Annotated in this window: 15 protein-coding genes and 1 pseudogene; 13 read left to right on the top strand and 3 right to left on the bottom strand. The window is 70.2% G+C overall.

Features of this window, described 5'->3' with window-relative positions:
* Window positions 1–86 precede the first annotated feature (86 nt).
* The 3 genes from LQ326_RS11685 (at window position 87) to LQ326_RS11675 (ending at window position 2,602) form a co-directional block, all read left to right on the top strand.
* Window positions 87–494 carry an ATP-binding protein gene (locus LQ326_RS11685; protein ID WP_234535379.1) on the top strand — a complete coding sequence of 136 codons (408 nt, stop codon included), beginning with the start codon at window positions 87–89 and terminating at the stop codon, window positions 492–494.
* A complete protein-coding gene (locus LQ326_RS11680) occupies window positions 494–1,402 on the top strand; it encodes a hypothetical protein (RefSeq protein WP_234535378.1) in 909 nt (302 codons plus the stop codon). The genes LQ326_RS11685 and LQ326_RS11680 overlap by 1 nt, the downstream gene beginning before the upstream one ends.
* Before the next feature lie 111 nt (window positions 1,403–1,513).
* Entirely contained in the window at window positions 1,514–2,602 is a 1,089-nt protein-coding gene (locus LQ326_RS11675) for a glutamate--cysteine ligase 2 (protein WP_234535376.1), read from the top strand.
* Between the two features lie 39 nt (window positions 2,603–2,641).
* Here the strand turns inward: LQ326_RS11675 and LQ326_RS11670 are convergent, their stop codons facing one another.
* Window positions 2,642–3,298 carry a class I SAM-dependent DNA methyltransferase gene (locus tag LQ326_RS11670; RefSeq protein ID WP_234535374.1) on the bottom strand — a complete coding sequence of 219 codons (657 nt, stop codon included), beginning with the start codon at window positions 3,296–3,298 and terminating at the stop codon, window positions 2,642–2,644.
* Window positions 3,299–3,557: 259 nt separating this feature from the next.
* On the opposite strand from LQ326_RS11670, the gene LQ326_RS11665 reads away from it, so the two are divergent.
* The 9 genes from LQ326_RS11665 (at window position 3,558) to LQ326_RS48270 (ending at window position 14,547) form a co-directional block, all read left to right on the top strand.
* On the top strand, window positions 3,558–4,775 hold the full coding sequence (locus LQ326_RS11665; RefSeq protein ID WP_234535372.1) for an amidohydrolase: 1,218 nt from the start codon (window positions 3,558–3,560) through the stop codon (window positions 4,773–4,775).
* Window positions 4,776–5,139: 364 nt separating this feature from the next.
* Window positions 5,140–6,171 carry a BMP family lipoprotein gene (locus LQ326_RS11660; RefSeq protein ID WP_234535370.1) on the top strand — a complete coding sequence of 344 codons (1,032 nt, stop codon included), beginning with the start codon at window positions 5,140–5,142 and terminating at the stop codon, window positions 6,169–6,171.
* Window positions 6,172–6,415: 244 nt separating this feature from the next.
* Window positions 6,416–7,465, top strand: a complete 1,050-nt coding sequence (locus LQ326_RS11655) for a BMP family lipoprotein (RefSeq protein WP_234535368.1) — start codon at window positions 6,416–6,418, stop codon at window positions 7,463–7,465.
* Window positions 7,466–8,037: 572 nt separating this feature from the next.
* Entirely contained in the window at window positions 8,038–9,750 is a 1,713-nt protein-coding gene (locus tag LQ326_RS11650) for an ABC transporter ATP-binding protein (RefSeq protein ID WP_234535494.1), read from the top strand.
* Window positions 9,747–10,868, top strand: a complete 1,122-nt coding sequence (locus LQ326_RS11645; protein WP_234535366.1) for an ABC transporter permease — start codon at window positions 9,747–9,749, stop codon at window positions 10,866–10,868. The genes LQ326_RS11650 and LQ326_RS11645 overlap by 4 nt, the downstream gene beginning before the upstream one ends.
* Window positions 10,868–12,130: an ABC transporter permease gene (locus tag LQ326_RS11640; protein ID WP_181804377.1), complete on the top strand. Its 1,263-nt coding sequence runs from the start codon at window positions 10,868–10,870 to the stop codon at window positions 12,128–12,130. Before LQ326_RS11645 ends, LQ326_RS11640 begins: the two co-directional genes overlap by 1 nt.
* Window positions 12,127–12,531, top strand: coding sequence for a cytidine deaminase (locus tag LQ326_RS11635; protein ID WP_308401901.1), 405 nt, complete (start codon window positions 12,127–12,129; stop codon window positions 12,529–12,531). Before LQ326_RS11640 ends, LQ326_RS11635 begins: the two co-directional genes overlap by 4 nt.
* A gap of 80 nt (window positions 12,532–12,611) precedes the next feature.
* A complete protein-coding gene (locus LQ326_RS11630) occupies window positions 12,612–13,889 on the top strand; it encodes a thymidine phosphorylase (RefSeq protein ID WP_234535491.1) in 1,278 nt (425 codons plus the stop codon).
* Window positions 13,890–14,298: 409 nt separating this feature from the next.
* Window positions 14,299–14,547, top strand: coding sequence for a Uma2 family endonuclease (locus LQ326_RS48270; RefSeq protein WP_308401900.1), 249 nt, complete (start codon window positions 14,299–14,301; stop codon window positions 14,545–14,547).
* An 8-nt stretch (window positions 14,548–14,555) separates the two neighbouring features.
* On the opposite strand, the gene LQ326_RS11620 is transcribed toward LQ326_RS48270, so the two are convergent.
* A complete protein-coding gene (locus LQ326_RS11620) occupies window positions 14,556–15,476 on the bottom strand; it encodes an AEC family transporter (RefSeq protein WP_234535364.1) in 921 nt (306 codons plus the stop codon).
* Window positions 15,477–15,670: 194 nt separating this feature from the next.
* On the opposite strand from LQ326_RS11620, the pseudogene LQ326_RS11615 reads away from it, so the two are divergent.
* Window positions 15,671–15,880, top strand: a pseudogene (locus LQ326_RS11615) (STAS domain-containing protein); the annotation flags it as partial.
* 27 nt (window positions 15,881–15,907) lie between these two features.
* Here LQ326_RS11615 and LQ326_RS11610 read toward each other — a convergent pair.
* Window positions 15,908–16,921 carry a sigma-70 family RNA polymerase sigma factor gene (locus LQ326_RS11610; protein WP_234535362.1) on the bottom strand — a complete coding sequence of 338 codons (1,014 nt, stop codon included), beginning with the start codon at window positions 16,919–16,921 and terminating at the stop codon, window positions 15,908–15,910.
* Between the last annotated feature and the right edge of the window lie 42 nt (window positions 16,922–16,963).

Raw genomic sequence — 16,963 nt, 5'->3', positions numbered from 1 at the left:
GCACGCTGCGGAAGTGCACCGCACGTTGCCGTGCGGCGATGCCACCGTGCGTGAAATCCCCTTCATCCGACCGGAGTTGATGACGCATGCCCGAAGCCTGGGACTACACGCTGTCCGTCCCCAACGATCTGAGAGCGGTGACGATCTGCCGTCGCACGCTGCGGCTGATCCTGACGATGCACGGGTTGATCGGCCTCGCCGACACCGCGGAACTGCTCGCCGCGGAGCTGGTCTCCAATGCCGTGCGGCACACGAAGGGGCCGGCCGCGCTGCGGGTGCGGCGCTCCCCGGAGGGTGTCGTGTGGATCGGGGCGTGGGATGCGGATCCCGTGCCTCCTGAGCCGCCGCGGTCGTTGGGCGTGGTGACGGAGTTCGACGAGGCGGGGCGGGGGCTGGGGCTGGTGGTCGCGTGTGCGGACTGCTGGGGCTGGCAGCCGTCGTCCCGGTTCGGGGAGCGCGGCAAGTACGTGTGGTGCACCTTGGGGGTGGCGTGATGGTGGGGTCGACGCATGAGGCGTTGCACCGGATCTTCCAGAAGGATCCGGCGTTGCTGACGAAGGCGTTACAGCGGGTGCTGGAGGTCCCGTTTCCGGAGCCGCGGGAGATCGCGGCGATGAACGTGGACCTGACGGAGATCGAGCCGGTCGAGCGCCGGGTGGACACGTTGCTGCGGGCGGAGACGGACGAGGGGACCTATCTCCTGGTCGTCGAGTCGCAGGGGAAGCCGGACGAGCGGAAGCGGGGGAGCTGGCCGTATTACCTGGCCTTCCTGTACGAGAAGTACCGGTGCGAGCCGGTGCTGATCGTGACGACGCAGAGCAGTGCGACGGCGAAGTGGGCGGCGCAGCCGATCCAGCTCGGCTTCCCGGGATGGGAGTCGCTGACGGTGCGGCCGCTGGTGCTGGGGCCGGACAACGTTCCGGTGATCGCGGATGAGCGGGAGGCGGTACGGGACGTACCCCTTGCGGTGCTTTCGGCCATGACACACGGGCGTGGCAGGCAGGCTCCGGCCATACTGGAATCGCTGGCAGCCGCCCTGAAGACCATCGACCGCGACAGTGCCGCGGTGTTCGTGCAGTTCGTCGATTCATGCCTGGACGATCCCCAGGCGAAGCAGATGTGGAGGGACCTGATGACGGCGATCCAGTACTTCTGGCGGCACCCGCTGGCGGAACAGGTGCGCGAGGAAGGCCGGGAGGAAGGCCGGGAGGAAGGCCGGGAGCAGGGGCGTGTTCAGGAGCGTGCCGAGATGGTGCTGCGGCTGCTGGAATGGCGCGGTGTTCCGGTGAGTGACCCGGTGCGTGAGCGGGTGGACGCCTGCACCGATCTCGACCAGCTCGAAATCTGGGCCCAGCGCGCAGTGCACGTCACCGACGCCGCGGAGCTGTTCGCCGAGGAGTGAGCGTCCGGGCCGCCCCCGGGCTGTGGGCAGGTGTCCGTTGGCCCGGCCTGGGAAGTCGGGGGGAAACAGCCTGCCCGGCAGGGGCGCGGTGTGGATGGAGGGCGGCCTCAGGTGCGTACCGTCGGTGTGGAGGAGGAACTGCTGCTCGTCGACCCGGGGACGGGTGAGCCCCAGGCGTCGGCCGCGGCCGTGCTGGCGCGGGCCTCGCTGGCCGATCCCGGGCAGGACGTGTTCGAGAAGGAGCTCTACGGGCAGATGCTGGAGTTCGCCACCCATCCGCAGTCGGAGATGGCGGAGCTGGGGGAGGAGATCGTCCGGTGCCGTAAGGAGGCCGCCCGGCTCGCCGGAGAGCTCGGGTCCGCCGTGGTCGCGCTCGCCTCCTCGCCGCTGCCCGTCAGCCCCTCCATCAGCGTGAACCGGCGCTACCAGTGGATGGCCGAGCACTACGGCATCGCCACCCGGGAGCAGCTGGTCTGCGGATGCCATGTGCATGTTGCGGTGGAGTCCGAGGACGAGGGGGTGGGGGTGCTCGACCGGGTCCGGCCCTGGCTGCCGGTGCTCACGGCGATCAGCGCCAACTCCCCCTTCTGGCAGGGCAACGACACCGGCTATGCCAGTTACCGCAGCCGGGTGTGGACGCGCTGGCCGTCCGCCGGTCCGACCGAGCTGTTCGGCTCACCCCGGCGCTACCACCGGCTGGTGGCCGACATGGTGGCCACCGGCGTCATCCTGGACGAGGCGATGGCCTACTTCGACGCCCGGCTGGCCCGGCTCTATCCGACCGTGGAGATCCGGGTCGCGGATGTCTGCCTGCGCGCGGAGACCGCCGTCCTCGTGGCCACCCTCGCCCGTGCCCTGGTGGAGACCGCCGCGCGGGAGTGGCGGGCCGGGCGGGAGCCCGTCGACCACGGGGTGACGCTGCACCGGCTGGCCGCCTGGCGGGCCGCGAGATCGGGGCTGGACGGGGAACTGCTGGACCCCGGCACCCTGCGGCCCCGGGCGGCCCCCGCCGTACTGGACGCGCTGCTCGCGCACACCCGGGACGCCCTCGCAGGCAGCGGCGACTTGGCGGCCGTGGAAGAGGCCGTCGAACGGCTGCTGGGGCGCGGCAACGGCGCGGTCGAGCAGCGGGAGCTGCTGGCGGGCACCGGCAGCCTGCGGGAGGTCGTCACGGAGTGCGTGCGCCGCACCCAGGAGTGACGCCGCGCTTCCCCCGCCCCCGGCGGACCCGCCCCCGGCTCAGCGCGGCTTGCGGGCCAGGACGAACGCCCGGGGCCACTTCTCCGACTCCACCGGCTCCCGGATCAGGGTCGCCGCCACCTCCAGGCCCGCCTTGGCGAGCATGTCGCCCACCGCGTACGCGGGACGCCAGTAGTAGCGCAGGTCGATCTCGTGGCCGAAGCGTTCGGTGAGGTGGAGGCCGGGTGATTCGCCCTTCTGGAAGGCCAGCAGGACATGGCCGCCGGGGACCAGGACGCGGTGGAAGCCGGCGAAGGTCGCCGGCAGGTGGTCGTCGGGGATGTGGATGATCGAGTAGAGGGCGAGGATGCCGCCGAGGGTCTCGTCGGGCAGGTCCAGGGAGGTCATGGAGCCCCGGTGGAACCGGACCGCGGGATGGGTTTCGCGGGCCAGGGCGACCATGGCGGGCGAGAGGTCGATGCCGAAGGCGTGGACACCCAGGTCGTTCAGGTGCGCCGTGATGTCGCCGGGGCCGCTGCCCAGGTCGGCCACGGGGGCGGTGCCGTTCGCCTTCACCAGCGCGGCGAAGGCGGCGATCATCGACATGTCCACTGGCCGTTCGGGCAGGCCGGGGAAGGCGGCGCGGTACTCCTTGGCGAACGTGTCGTAGGACGTACGGGTGGTCTGTATGAAGTCGGGTGTCTCCGAGTCCGTCACGGTCGCGCACGCTACCGGGCGGGCGTGGCCCGCGTGGCGAAGTCGCGGTTGCGGCTCGGTCCCGTTTCGGTAGGTGGACAGGATGCGCGTGATCGTCGCCAGGCGTGGTATCCGTGGAAGAGGAAACATACGTGTTACCCAGCCACGTCCGAGGTCATGCGTCCGCGGTCAGATTTTCTTCCCCTAACGGGCTGAAGTTTTGTTGATCTCGGTCAGCCGACCCTCCGGGCGTCCTACCCTTCAGAGGGTGAACCAATTGATGTCCCAAGAGACCGAGGCCGACCTTCCCGGAGATGTGCTCCCCGGCGTGCTCAGCGAGGAACTGCACGCCGAACTCGTCGCCTTCCGTCGCGACCTGCACATGCACCCCGAACTGGGCAACCAGGAGTTCCGCACCACGGCCGCCATCAAGGAACGGCTGGAAAAAGCCGGTCTGCGGCCGCGTGTCCTCCGGTCGGGGACCGGCCTCCTCTGTGACATCGGGCCGGTCGGGGACGGGCTTCCGGTGCTCGCCCTGCGCGCCGACATCGACGCCCTGCCCATCCCCGACATGAAGACCGAGTGCGCGTACCGGTCCACCGTGCCGGACCGGGCGCACGCCTGCGGGCACGACGTGCACACGACCGTGGTGCTGGGCGCCGGGCTGGTCCTCGCCGAGCTGCACGAGCGGGGGCAGCTGCCGCGGCCCGTACGGCTGCTCTTCCAGCCCGCCGAGGAGGTGCTGCCCGGCGGTGCCGCCGACGCCATCGAGTCCGGTGTGCTGGACGGGGTGGGGCGGATCATCGCCGTGCACTGCGACCCCCGGGTGGACGTGGGGCGGATCGGGCTCCGGACCGGGGCCATCACCAGCGCCTGCGACCGCATCGAGGTGGCCCTGGACGGGCCCGGCGGGCACACCGCGCGTCCGCACCTGACGACCGACCTGGTCACCGCCGCCGCCCGGGTCGCCGTCGACGTGCCGGCGCTCATCGGCCGGCGCGTCGACAGCCGCAGCGGGCTCGCCGTGACCTGGGGCCGGATCGAGTGCGGGCACGCGCCCAACGTGATCCCCCAGCACGCCGAGCTGTCCGGGACCGTGCGCTGCCTGGACCTGGAGGCCTGGCGGCAGGCCCCGGACGTGGTGCACGCGGCGATCGACGAGGTCGCCACCATGCACCGGGCCAAGTCCGAGATCAACTACGTGCGCGGGGTGCCGCCGGTCGTCAACGACCCGGTGGTCACCGAACTGCTGCGGGACGCGATGACCGCCCGGCGCGGCACCGACTCCATCGAGACCACCGAGCAGAGCCTCGGCGGCGAGGACTTCTCCTGGTACCTGGAGCACGTGCCGGGCGCGCTGGCGCGGCTCGGGGTGCGCACGCCGGGCGACCGGATCGCGCGCGACCTGCACCAGGGTGACTTCGACGCCGACGAGCGGGCCATCACCGTCGGGGTGGAGCTGTTCACGGCCGCCGCCCTGATCGACGCGACCATGTAGCCGTATCGGCGGCAGGCGTGCGGTCGAGTGATCAACGGGAGAAACGGCCGCGGGAGAAGCGGTCGGCTTCCCGTACGTCGCGCGAGCCGCAGGGGGTGAAGAGGTGCCCGGTCAGTACCTCTTCGCCCCCTTGTGTCACCCCGTCGTAACCGGCGGCCGCCGCTTGTAACCCGGAGTCGGCACGGTTCGATAACGGCCCGGAGAAACCCCGTTCCCCTCCCCTTCTACGCGCGTTACTGTGCGCCGAAATCGCCACCGAGGGTGGACGGTTGGGGAAGCGGGCCGAAGACGGTGCCGTGGGGACGAAGGGGTGCTTGTTGTGCGTACTATCTCGGGTCGGAGGACTCGGTTCTCCCAAGCTGCGGTGACCGTTGCCGTCATCGCCCTCGCGGCCGCCGGGTGCGGCAAGTCCAGCCAGGACAGTGGTGCGACCAGCACCAACTCGTCCGGCAAGTACAACGGCAAGGGCATCGGCCTCGCCTACGACATCGGCGGCAAGGGCGACCAGTCCTTCAACGACGCCGCCTTCGCCGGTTTCCAGAAGGCCGAGAAGGAGTTCGGTATCGGCGGCCGGGACATCGAGCCGCAGGACGGCGAGTCCGACGCCGACAAGGTGCAGCGCCTGGACACGCTGGCCAAGGCCGGTTACAACCCGATCATCGGGGTCGGCTACTCCTACGCGCCCGCCGTCAAGGAGGTCGCCGCCAAGTACCCGAACATCACCTTCGGCATGATCGACGACTCGACGATCCAGGCGAAGAACGTCGTCGACATGGTGTTCGCCGCCGAGCAGTCCTCGTACCTGGCCGGTGTCGCGGCCGCCTCCGCCACCAAGAAGGACCACATCGGATTCATCGGCGGCGTGGACATCCCCCTGATCCACACCTTCGAGGCCGGTTTCGACCAGGGCGCCAAGTCCGTCAACCCGAAGATCAAGATCGAGTCGCAGTACCTGACCCAGACCGCGGCCGAGGGCGGCTTCTCCAGCCCCGACAAGGGCAAGACCGCGGCCCAGGGCCAGATCGACGCCGGCGCCGACGTCATCTACCACGCGGCCGGCCTCTCCGGCCAGGGCGTGATCGAGGCCGCCGCCACCGACAAGGTGTGGGCGATCGGCGTCGACTCCGACCAGTACGGCCAGAGCGCGCTCGCCAAGTACAAGGACTACATCCTCGGCTCCGCCCTGAAGAACGTCGGCGGCGCCGTGTACGACCTGGTGAAGTCGGTCCACGAGGGCAAGCCGGAGAGCGGCACCGTCGAGGGCACCCTCAAGACCGGTGGCGTCGGCTTCGCGGACACCAACCCGAAGTACAAGGCCATGACCAAGGTCGTCGCCGCCGTCGACAAGGCCAAGCAGGACATCATCGACGGCAAGGTCACCGTCAACACGAAGTGACGCGGCACATACAAGGCGCCGGGTGAGCGGCCGTACCCCTGTGTACGGCCGCCCCGACGGCGGCACGGTCAAAGCGCCCCTTGCCTCCTGCAAGGGGCGCGATGCTGTCCGTAACCTTGGCCGTGTCTGTGGCCACAGCTAGATAACGGACCGGACATTGGGGGTTTTCCGTCTGGTCTACGCGCGTTACGCTGCCGCGGAACCAGCGCCTGGTTTGGGCGCTTGCACGAAGGAGTCTCGTTCCATGCGCCGGGTGTCCCGAATCGCCGTTGCGGGCGTTGCAACCGCAGCCCTCGCTGTCACCGTTTCAGCGTGCGGCAGCTCGTCCAGTTCGTCCACCGGCAAGGCCGGTGCCTCCAAGGGTGTCGGTCTCGCGTACGACGTCGGCGGCAAGGGCGACCAGTCCTTCAACGACGCCGCGTACGCCGGTTTCCAGAAGGCCGACAAGGAGTTCGGCGTCACCGGCCGGGACATCGAGCCGCAGGACGGTGAGTCGGACGCGGACAAGGTGCAGCGGCTGGAGACCCTGGCCAAGTCCGGCTACAACCCCGTGATCGGCGTCGGCTTCGCCTACGCGCCCGCGGTCAAGGAAGCCGCCGCGAAGTTCCCGAAGGTCACCTTCGGCATCATCGACGACAACCAGGACCAGGCGAGCAACATCGCCGACATGGTCTTCCACGAGGAGCAGTCCTCGTACCTGGCCGGCGTCACCGCCGCGCTGACCACCAAGTCGAACACCGTCGGCTTCATCGGCGGCGTGGACGTCCCGCTGATCCACAAGTTCGAGGCGGGCTTCGAGCAGGGCGTCAAGGACACCAAGAAGAACGTCACGGTCAAGGCCCAGTACCTGACCCAGACCGCCCAGGAGGGCGGCTTCTCCAGCCCCGACAAGGGCGAGGCCGCCGCCGAGGGCCAGATCGGCGCCGGTGCCGACGTGGTCTACGCCGCCGCCGGCCTCTCCGGCCAGGGCGTCATCAAGGCCGCCGCCGCGCACAAGGTGTGGGCGATCGGCGTCGACTCCGACCAGTACAGCCAGGCCGCGCTGTCGAAGTACAAGAACTACATCCTGACCTCGGCCCTCAAGAACGTGCAGGGCGCGGTGTACGACCTGGCCAAGTCGGTCATCAAGGACAAGAAGCCGCTGTCCGGCGAGATCCGCGGCTCCCTGAGCAACGGTGGCGTCGGCCTGGCCGACTCCAACCCGGTCTTCAAGAACAACGCCACCCTGCAGGCCGCGATCAAGAAGGCCGAGGACGGCATCAAGAACGGCTCCATCACGGTCAAGACCTCCTGACCCAGGAGTCATGACCTTGTCCTAGGCATGGTCAAAGAGGCGCCGTAATGGCAGCGTTACGGCCACGGAACGGGGTGCGGGAAGGATGTTCTTCCCGTGCCCCGGCCGTAGATCCGGGACTCCGGGGATCCGGGCGGGATCCCGGGCACGGGTCCGGGTGATCGGCTGGTGGTTCCGGGCGTGGGTCCGGGTGTCGGCCGGTGGTTCCGGGCGTGGGTTCGGGGGACCGATCGGGGGTCCGGGGCGTCGCCCGTGGTCCCGGGCGCCGCTCCGGCGGACCTGCCGGGGGTTCCGGGCCTGAGTGCGGGGGGTCCGGGCGGATCCCCGGACGCGGATCCGAGAGTTCGGTCAGGAATCTCGGGTGCGTGGCGGGGAGATCGGCCGGTGACCCGGGTGTGCGGGGCCGGGAGATCCTTGAGAGATCCCGGGAACAGCGGCAGGGGCAACCCTCGTTCGCGCGGCAGAATGCTCGGAACGGATCGAGAGACGAAAAAGCTCGGTCAGGTCCGGGCACTATTTAAAGCAGGGGCGCTACGCGCGTAGAGCGACCCCTTTCCCGAGGAGAGTGCGCCATCGACGCGTCCAGCAGCCCTCCGCTCACCGCAGAGACGACAGCCGCGGTCGAGCTGGCAGGGATCACCAAGCGATTCCCGGGTGTGGTGGCCAACCACGACATCCACCTGTCCGTCCGCAGGGGCACCGTGCATGCCCTGGTCGGCGAGAACGGGGCCGGCAAGTCGACCCTGATGAAGATCCTCTACGGCATGCAGAAGCCGGACGAGGGCACCATCGCGGTCGACGGCGAGCAGGTCTCCTTCTCGTCCCCGGCCGACGCCATCGCGCGCGGCATCGGCATGGTCCACCAGCACTTCATGCTGGCCGACAACCTGACGGTGCTGGAGAACGTCGTGCTCGGCAGCGAGAAGCTGTACGGCATCGGCGGCAACGCCCGGAAGAAGATCAAGGAGATCTCCGACCGGTACGGGCTCGGCATCCGCCCGGACGCCCTGGTCGAGGACCTCGGCGTCGCCGACCGGCAGCGCGTGGAGATCCTCAAGGTCCTCTTCCGCGGCGCCAAGACCCTGATCCTCGACGAGCCCACCGCCGTCCTCGTCCCGCAGGAGGTCGACGCGCTCTTCGACAACCTGCGCGAGCTGAAGTCCGAGGGCCTCTCGGTCATCTTCATCTCCCACAAGCTCGGCGAGGTGCTGTCCGTCGCCGACGACATCACCGTCATCCGCCGCGGCACGACGGTCGGCACGGTGATCCCGTCCGAGACCACCCCCCGTCAGCTCGCCGAGCTGATGGTCGGCAGCGAGCTGCCCACCCCGGAGACCGCCGAGTCCACCGTCACCGACCAGGCCGTCGTCACGGTGAAGAACCTCACCGTGTACGCGGCCGGCGCCTCCCTCGGCGAGCTCGGCGCACAGCCCGAGACCGCGACGGCCGGCTCGGCCGGCGCCACCGCGCGCGGCGACGTCCTCGACGAGGCCACCGCCCCCGGCGCCGCCAAGCGCGTCCTCGACGACGTCTCCTTCACCATCCACGCCGGTGAGGTCATGGGCATCGCCGGCGTCGAGGGCAACGGCCAGACCGAGCTGATCGACGCGCTCATCGGCACCCGGCACGCCGACTCCGGCGCGATCGAGTTCCTCGGCGAGGACATCACCGGCTGGCAGACCCGCAAGCGGCGCGAGTCCGGCGTCGGCTACATCCCCGAGGACCGCCACCGCCAGGGCCTGCTCCTGGAGTCCCCGCTCTGGGAGAACCGCATCCTCGGCCACGTCACCGAGAAGCCCAATGCGAAGGGCTTCTGGCTGGACATCAAGGGCGCCCAGGCCGACACCCGCCGGATCGTCGAGGAGTTCGACGTCCGCACCCCCGGCATCGACGTCACCGCCGCCTCCCTCTCCGGCGGCAACCAGCAGAAGCTGATCGTCGGCCGCGAGATGAGCCACAACCCGAAGTTCCTGATCGCCGCCCACCCCACCCGCGGTGTGGACGTCGGCGCCCAGGCGCAGATCTGGGACCGCATCCGGGAGGCCCGCCGCGAGGGCCTGGCCGTGCTGCTGATCTCCGCCGACCTGGACGAGCTGATCGGCCTGTCGGACACCCTGCGGGTGATCTTCGACGGAAGGCTGGTCGCGGACGCCGACCCGGCCACCATCACCCCGGAGGAGCTGGGCTCCGCCATGACGGGTGCCGCGTCCGGCCACCTGGAACACGTAGACACCGCCCCAGAAGGAAACGAAGGCGCCGCCGGTCCGGAGGACGAGGCCCGATGAAGAAGTTCGACAAGGAGCGACTGCTCCTCGCGCTGGCCGGCCCGGTCATCGCGCTCGTCCTGGCGATCGCCCTGACCTCGATCGTGCTGCTCGCCTCGAACCGCAACCCGTTCGAGCCGTACGCGCTGATGCTCCAGCAGCTGCCGTACTCGGACATCCAGGTCCTGATCATCAACCAGGCGGCGATGTACTACATCGCGGCCATCGCGGTCGCCCTCGGCTTCCGCATGAACCTGTTCAACATCGGCGTCGACGGCCAGTACCGCCTCGCCGCCGTGATGACGGCCGTGGTCGGCGCCAACGTCGGCCTGCCCGCCTTCCTGCAGATCCCGATGCTGCTCCTGGTCGCCATGCTCACCGGCGCCTTCTGGGCCGGCATCGCGGGCGTCCTCAAGGTCACCCGAGGGGTCAGCGAGGTCGTCTCCACGATCATGCTGAACGCCATCGCCACCAGCGTCATCGGCTACGTCACCCTCTCCGACGTGTGGGGCGTCCAGGTCGGCAACAACATGACGACCGGCGTGATGAAGAAGTCCGGCTGGTTCCCCGGCATCAACCTGGGCTCCGACGTCGGCGAGATCTACGGCATGGTCTTCGTCGCCATAGCCCTCGGCATCGGCTACTGGATCGTCCTCAACCGCACCCGCTTCGGCTTCGACCTGCGCGCCACCGGCGCCTCCGAGTCCGCCGCGGCCGCCTCCGGCGTCGACGCCAAGCGCATGGTCCTGGTCTCCATGCTGATCTCCGGCGCCGTCTCCGGCCTCGCGGGCCTCCCGCTGCTGCTCGGCGACTCCCACACCTACAGCCTCGACTTCCCGGCCGGCCTGGGCTTCACCGCCATCGGCATCGCCCTGCTCGGCCGCAACAACCCCGGCGGCATCGCCTTCGCCGCCCTGCTGTGGGCCTTCCTCGACAAGGCCTCGCCCGCCCTCGACTACGCGACCCCGGTGGCGTACGAGAAGGAGATCGCCACGATCATGCAGGGCCTGATCGTCTTCTCCGTCGTCATCTCCTACGAAGCCGTACGGCAGTGGGGTCTGCGCCGCCAGCAGCGCCAGGTCGGCGCGGAGCTCGCCGCGGCCGCCGCCCAGAACACCAAGAAGGAGGTGGCGGCCTGATGTCCACCGCGACCATCGCCAAGCCGCAGGCGAAGCAGCCCGGCAAGGGCGGCCGCCGAATGTCGCTCCCGGTACTCCTGCTGGTCATCGCCGGCGTACTGGTCCTCACCTCGGCCGTGCGCCTCATCACCGGCGCCGAGGGCATCACCTCGACCGGCCAGATGTCCACCGCGCTGCGCCTCGCCGTCCCGATCGGCCTCGCCGGTCTCGGGGGTCTGTGGGCCGAGCGCGCGGGCGTCGTCAACATCGGCCTCGAAGGCATGATGATCCTGGGCACCTGGTTCGGCGCCTGGGCCGGCTACCAGTGGGGCCCCTGGACCGGCGTGGTCTTCGGCATCCTCGGCGGCGCCCTCGGTGCCCTGCTGCACGCCGTCGCCACCGTCACCTTCAACGTCAACCACATCGTCTCCGGTGTGGCCCTGAACATCCTCGCCCTGGGCGCCACCCGCTACCTCTCGAAGTTCACCTTCGAGAACGCCGAGGGCGGCTCCTCCAAGCAGTCCCCGCCGATCGACTCGCTGGGCACCTTCAGCGTCCCCGGCCTGTCGGACTGGCTGGACACGCTCAACGGGAAGCACTGGTTCCTGGTCTCGGACATCGCGGGCCTGGTCGGCGGTCTGCTGACCGACCTGTCCCCGCTGACGGTGATCGCGGTGGCCCTCGTACCGATCACGTGGTGGGTGCTCTGGCGCACCGCCTTCGGCCTGCGCCTGCGGTCCTGCGGCGAGAACCCGGTGGCGGCCGAGTCCCTCGGCGTCAACGTCTACAAGTACAAGTACATCGCGGTGATCATCAGCGGTGGCTTCGCGGGCCTCGGCGGCGCGTTCCTCTCGATCGTCGCCTCGAACGTCTACCTGGACGGCCAGACCGCCGGCCGCGGTTACATCGGCCTCGCCGCGATGATCTTCGGCAACTGGATGCCGGGCGGCCTCGCCCTCGGCGCGGGCCTGTTCGGCTACACCGACAGCCTCAACCTGCGCGGCGGCACGGTGAACGTCCACGCGCTGATCCTGCTGATCGCGATCCTGCTGGTGTTCGGCGCGGCCTACCTGGCCTGGCGCAGGAAGTACGTCCCGGCCGTCATCACGATCGTCATCTCGGTCCTGATGTTCGTCTGGTACGCCGCCACCAACGAGGTCCCGCGTCAGCTGGTGACCGCGACCCCGTACATCGTCACCCTGCTGGTGCTCTCGCTGTCCGCGCAGTCCCTGCGGATGCCGAAGGCGGACGGCCTGCCGTACCGGAAGGGACAGGGCAAGTGACCGGCGCGGCCCCCGGCTTCGACTGGGAGACCCTGCGCGCCGAGGCGCGGCAGGCCATGTCCCACGCCTACGCGCCGTACTCCGGCTACCCGGTCGGGGCGGCCGCCCTGGTGGCCGACGGCCGTACGGTCTCCGGCTGCAACGTGGAGAACGCGTCGTACGGCCTCGGCCTGTGCGCCGAGTGCGGACTGGTCTCCGAGCTCCAGCGCACGGGCGGCGGCCGCCTCACGCACTTCACCTGCGTGGACGGCACGGGCGGCCTCCTCGTCCCGTGCGGCCGCTGCCGCCAGCTGCTCTACGAGTTCGGCGGCCCGGACCTCCTCCTGGACACCCCTCAGGGCGTCCTGCCCCTCTCCGAGATGCTGCCCCAGGCCTTCGGCCCCGCCCATCTCACCAAGTGACTCCCGTACGGCCCCTCCCCGCCCGGCGCCCGGAGGGGCCGTACGTTTCGCACCTCTTCGAAGGGAACGCCATGGCCACCATGGACGCCGTCTCCGTCATCCGCACCAAGCGGGACCGCGGTGAACTCAGCGACGAGCAGATCGACTGGGTCATCGACGCGTACACGCGTGGCGAGGTCGCCGACGAGCAGATGTCGTCGCTCGCGATGGCCATCCTGCTGAACGGCATGAACCGCCGGGAGATCGCCCGCTGGACCGCCGCGATGATCGCCTCCGGCGAGCGCATGGACTTCTCCTCGCTGTCCCGCCCGACCGCCGACAAGCACTCCACGGGCGGCGTGGGCGACAAGATCACGCTGCCGCTGGCACCCCTGGTGGCCGCCTGCGGCGCGGCCGTCCCGCAGCTCTCGGGCCGCGGCCTCGGCCACACCGGCGGCACCCTGGACAAGCTGGAGTCGATCCCCGGCTGGCGCGCCCTGCTCTCCAACGAGGAGATGCTGGCGGTGCTGGACGGCACCGGCGCGGTGATCTGCGCGGCGGGCGACGGCCTGGCCCCCGCCGACAAGAAGCTCTACGCGCTCCGCGACGTCACCGGCACGGTCGAGGCGATCCCGCTGATCGCCTCCTCCATCATGTCGAAGAAGATCGCCGAGGGCACGGGTTCACTGGTCCTGGACGTGAAGGTCGGGACCGGTGCCTTCATGAAGACCCTGGCCGACGCCCGCGAGCTCGCCTCGACCATGGTGGGCCTCGGCACCGACCACGGGGTGAAGACGGTCGCGCTGCTGACGGACATGTCGACGCCGCTGGGCCTGACGGCGGGCAACGCGCTGGAGGTCCGCGAGTCGTTGGAGGTCCTCGCCGGCGGCGGCCCCGCCGACGTCGTCGAACTGACCCTCGCGCTGGCCCGCGAGATGCTCGACGCGGCCGGTGTGAAGGACGCTGACCCGGCGAAGGCGCTGGCCGACGGCTCGGCGATGGACGTCTGGCGCCGGATGATCGCGGCCCAGGGCGGCGACCCGGACGCGGCGCTCCCGGTCGCGCGGGAACAGCACGTGATCAAGGCGCCGGAGTCCGGCGTGCTGACCCGCCTCGACGCCTACGGCATCGGCGTCGCCGCCTGGCGCCTGGGCGCGGGCCGTGCCCGCAAGGAGGACCCGGTGCAGGCGGGCGCGGGCGTCGAACTGCACGCCAAGCCCGGCGACCCGGTGACGGCGGGCCAGCCCCTGCTCACCCTGCACACGGACACCCCGGAGCGTTTCGAGTACGCGCTCCAGGCGGTGGCGGGGGCGTACGACATCGCGGCGGCGGGTACGGAGTTCACGGCGTCGCCGGTCGTGCTGGAACGTATCGACTGACCAGGGGATTTCTCGATCGGGTGAACGGGACCGGTGGACCTGCGCCGGTCCCGTTCGGCGTGTTCGATGGACCCATGTGTGTGATCGACGCCGACTACATCATGGCTGACAACGAGTGGGACGAACTGGCCTGGATCTGGCAGCAGACGGATGTCCCCAAGGGCTGCAGGGTGGAGATCGTCGAAGGGCTCGTGACGGTATCTCCCCTGTCCGCCAACGCGCACCATTACACTGCCGAACGGGTGCAGCGTCGCCTCTACGAGGTGATCCCGGGGGACTGGGGCATTTACCAGAGGCTGGGCATGACCGTGCCGCCCCGACTGAGTCTGTACGTGCCGGATCTCGCTGCGGTGCCGGAGGAGGCACTCGCGATGCCTGGTTCGTTCCGGCGGGCAGAGCCGAACTCGTCGTGGAGATCACCTCGAAAGCCACTGCGGTCAACGATCGGACCCACAAGGTCGCAGGCTGTGCAGAGGCGGGCGTCCCGCTCTACCTGTTGATCGACGGCTTGGCACGGGGTGGACCGACGGTCACGCTCTACGGTGAGCCGACGGACGGCGTCTATCGGATCCTGCGCACAGCAGGGTTCGGCGCCCCCATCACGCTGCCGGAGCCGTTCGGCCTCACGATCAACACCGGCGAGTTCCCCGTCGGCTGACCGGCCCGTCACCCCAGCAGCGCCGCCACCACGACCAGCACCGGTACCGCCAGCACCGTCGACAGCAGGATCGAGTCCCGGGCCAGTTCCTCGCCCACCCGGTAGGTGCTGGCGTACGTGTACAGGTTCTGCGCGGCCGGTAGCGCCGACGTCACCGTCACGTCGAGCAGAGGTGCCCCGCGCAGGCCGAAGACGGCCGACGCCAGGGTCCAGGCGACCAGGGGCTGGCCCACCGACTTCAGGGCGACGGACAGGAACACCGCGTGGCGGTCGCGGCCCCGGCCGGGGAGTCTGCTGCCCCGCAGGGAGATGCCGAAGGCGAGCAGCACGGCCGGTACGGACATGTTGCCGATCAGAGTGAGCGGGTCCATCACCGGGCCGGGGACATGGATCCCGAGACCCGAGACCGTCACTCCCGTGAGAGAGCCGACGGCTATCGGGTTGCGGAGCGGAGTCAGCAGCCGGCGCCACCAGGGGCCCTTCTCTCCCATGCCCGACAGGTCGAGGATCGTCAGGGCGATCGGGGTGAGGACGACGACCTGGAAGAGCAGCACCGGTGCCACCAGGGACGCGTCGCCCAGGACGTACACGGCGATCGGGATGCCCAGGTTGCCCGAGTTGACGTAGCTGGAGCACAGCGCGCCGATCGTCGTACGGCCCACGCCCCAGTGCCGTACGACACCCACCGCCACGAACGTGCCCGCCGCCGCTGCCGTACTCAGGGCCGTCACCAGCAGGCGGCTGGAGAAGATCACCGCCAGGTCGGCCTTGGCGAGCAGGGTGAACAGGAGGGCGGGGGAGGCGACGTGGAAGGCGAGCCTGGTGAGGACCTCGCGGCCGCCCGCCCCCAGGTGGCCGCCGCGGCCGAGGCCGTAGCCGACGGCGATGACGATCGCGATGACCGCGAAGCCGCTCAGCACCCCCTGCACGGAACCCCCTTGCGGGGGAGGAGACCGCGGGGTGTCCGGGGCGGCGCTGATCCGCGAGGTGATCTGTGCGACATGCACCTAACCCTCGGGTCCGGTCAGTCGCGGGTCAACGCTGTGACCTGGTGATCTGCGCGACCCGGCGGAGCCCGCCGCCCCGCCGATGAGTTGTCGGGCCGTGGCCGGTCTACCGGTACGTGGATGCCGTGACCCCCGCCGTACTCGTGCTGTCCGGCCCCGTCGCCAGGGACGAGGTGCCGGGGCTCTGCGACGACGTGCGCGAACTGCTCGGGGTCACCGGGGCCGGGATCGTCGTCTGCGATGTGGCCGGTCTCGGGCCGCCGGGCCTGGCGGCCGTCGACCTGCTGGCGCGGCTGGAGCTGGCGGCCCGGCGGGCCGGCGGGCGGACACGGCTGCGCCACCCCGACCCGGCCCTACGCTCCCTCCTCCGCTTCGTCGGTCTCGGCCTCCAGGTGGAGGGGGAGACCGAAGAGCGGGAACCAGCGCTTGGTGTCGAGGAAGAAGTGGAACCCGGTCAGCCCGCCGTCCGAGATCTCCAGGACCTGGACGGACCAGGGGCTCCACCCTCCGGTGTCCGGGTCGGGCTTGTACTGGGCGAACCCGGGCAGGCCGTTGACCTGGACCGGGAACAGCCGTGAGCCCTCGCAGGCGGAGCCGAGGGTGGTCATGAAGCCGGTGATGTCGTCGTGACCGGTGAGCCACAGGTCGAACGGCGGCATCGTCATGATGGCGTCCTCGTGGAGCAGCGCCGTCAGCGCCGCCATGTCATAGCCCTCGAAGGCGGCGACATAGCGCTCCAGGAGCTTCCGCTGCTCCTCGTCCAGCGGGTCGGAGACCTCGGCGGCGGCGCCCGACTGCCGCTGCTCGGCCAGCGTGGCCCGGGCCCGTTGCAACGCGCTGTTGACCGACGCCACGGTGGTGCCGAGCAGCTCGGCCACCTCGCTGGCCCGCCACGCCAGCACCTCGCGCAGGATCAGCACCGCCCGCTGCTTCGGCGGCAGTTGCTGGAGGGCGGCCATGAAGGCCAGCCGGATGGACTCCTTGGCCACGGCCGCCTCCGCCGGGTCGTCCACGGCCGGCAGCACGCGCGCGTCGGGCACCGGCTCCAGCCAGGTGTTGTCGGGCCGGGGGGAGAGCGCCGCCCGGGCGAGCGGGGTCGACTCGGTGAGGTCCATGGGCCGGGCCCGTTTGCTGCCCGCGCTGAGCATGTCCAGGCACACGTTCGTCGCGATCCGGTACAGCCACGACCGCAGACTGGAGCGGCCCTCGAACTTCTCGTAGCTCCGCCAGGCCCGCACCAGCGTGTCCTGCACCGCGTCCTCGGCCTCGAACGACGAGCCGAGCATGCGGTAGCAGTACCCCGTGAGCTCGGTCCGGTACTTCTCCAGTGCGACGTCCAGCTCCGCCGTCGCCGTGCTGTCACTCATCGTGCCGTCCACCCGCCCCTGTGGCCGTTCCTGTCCGCGCGT

This window comes from Streptomyces shenzhenensis, from assembly GCF_021462265.1.
Classification (GTDB): domain Bacteria; phylum Actinomycetota; class Actinomycetes; order Streptomycetales; family Streptomycetaceae; genus Streptomyces; species Streptomyces shenzhenensis.
The sequence above is the reverse complement of the archived record's forward strand: the minus strand, read 5'-3'. Positions and strand labels throughout refer to the sequence as shown.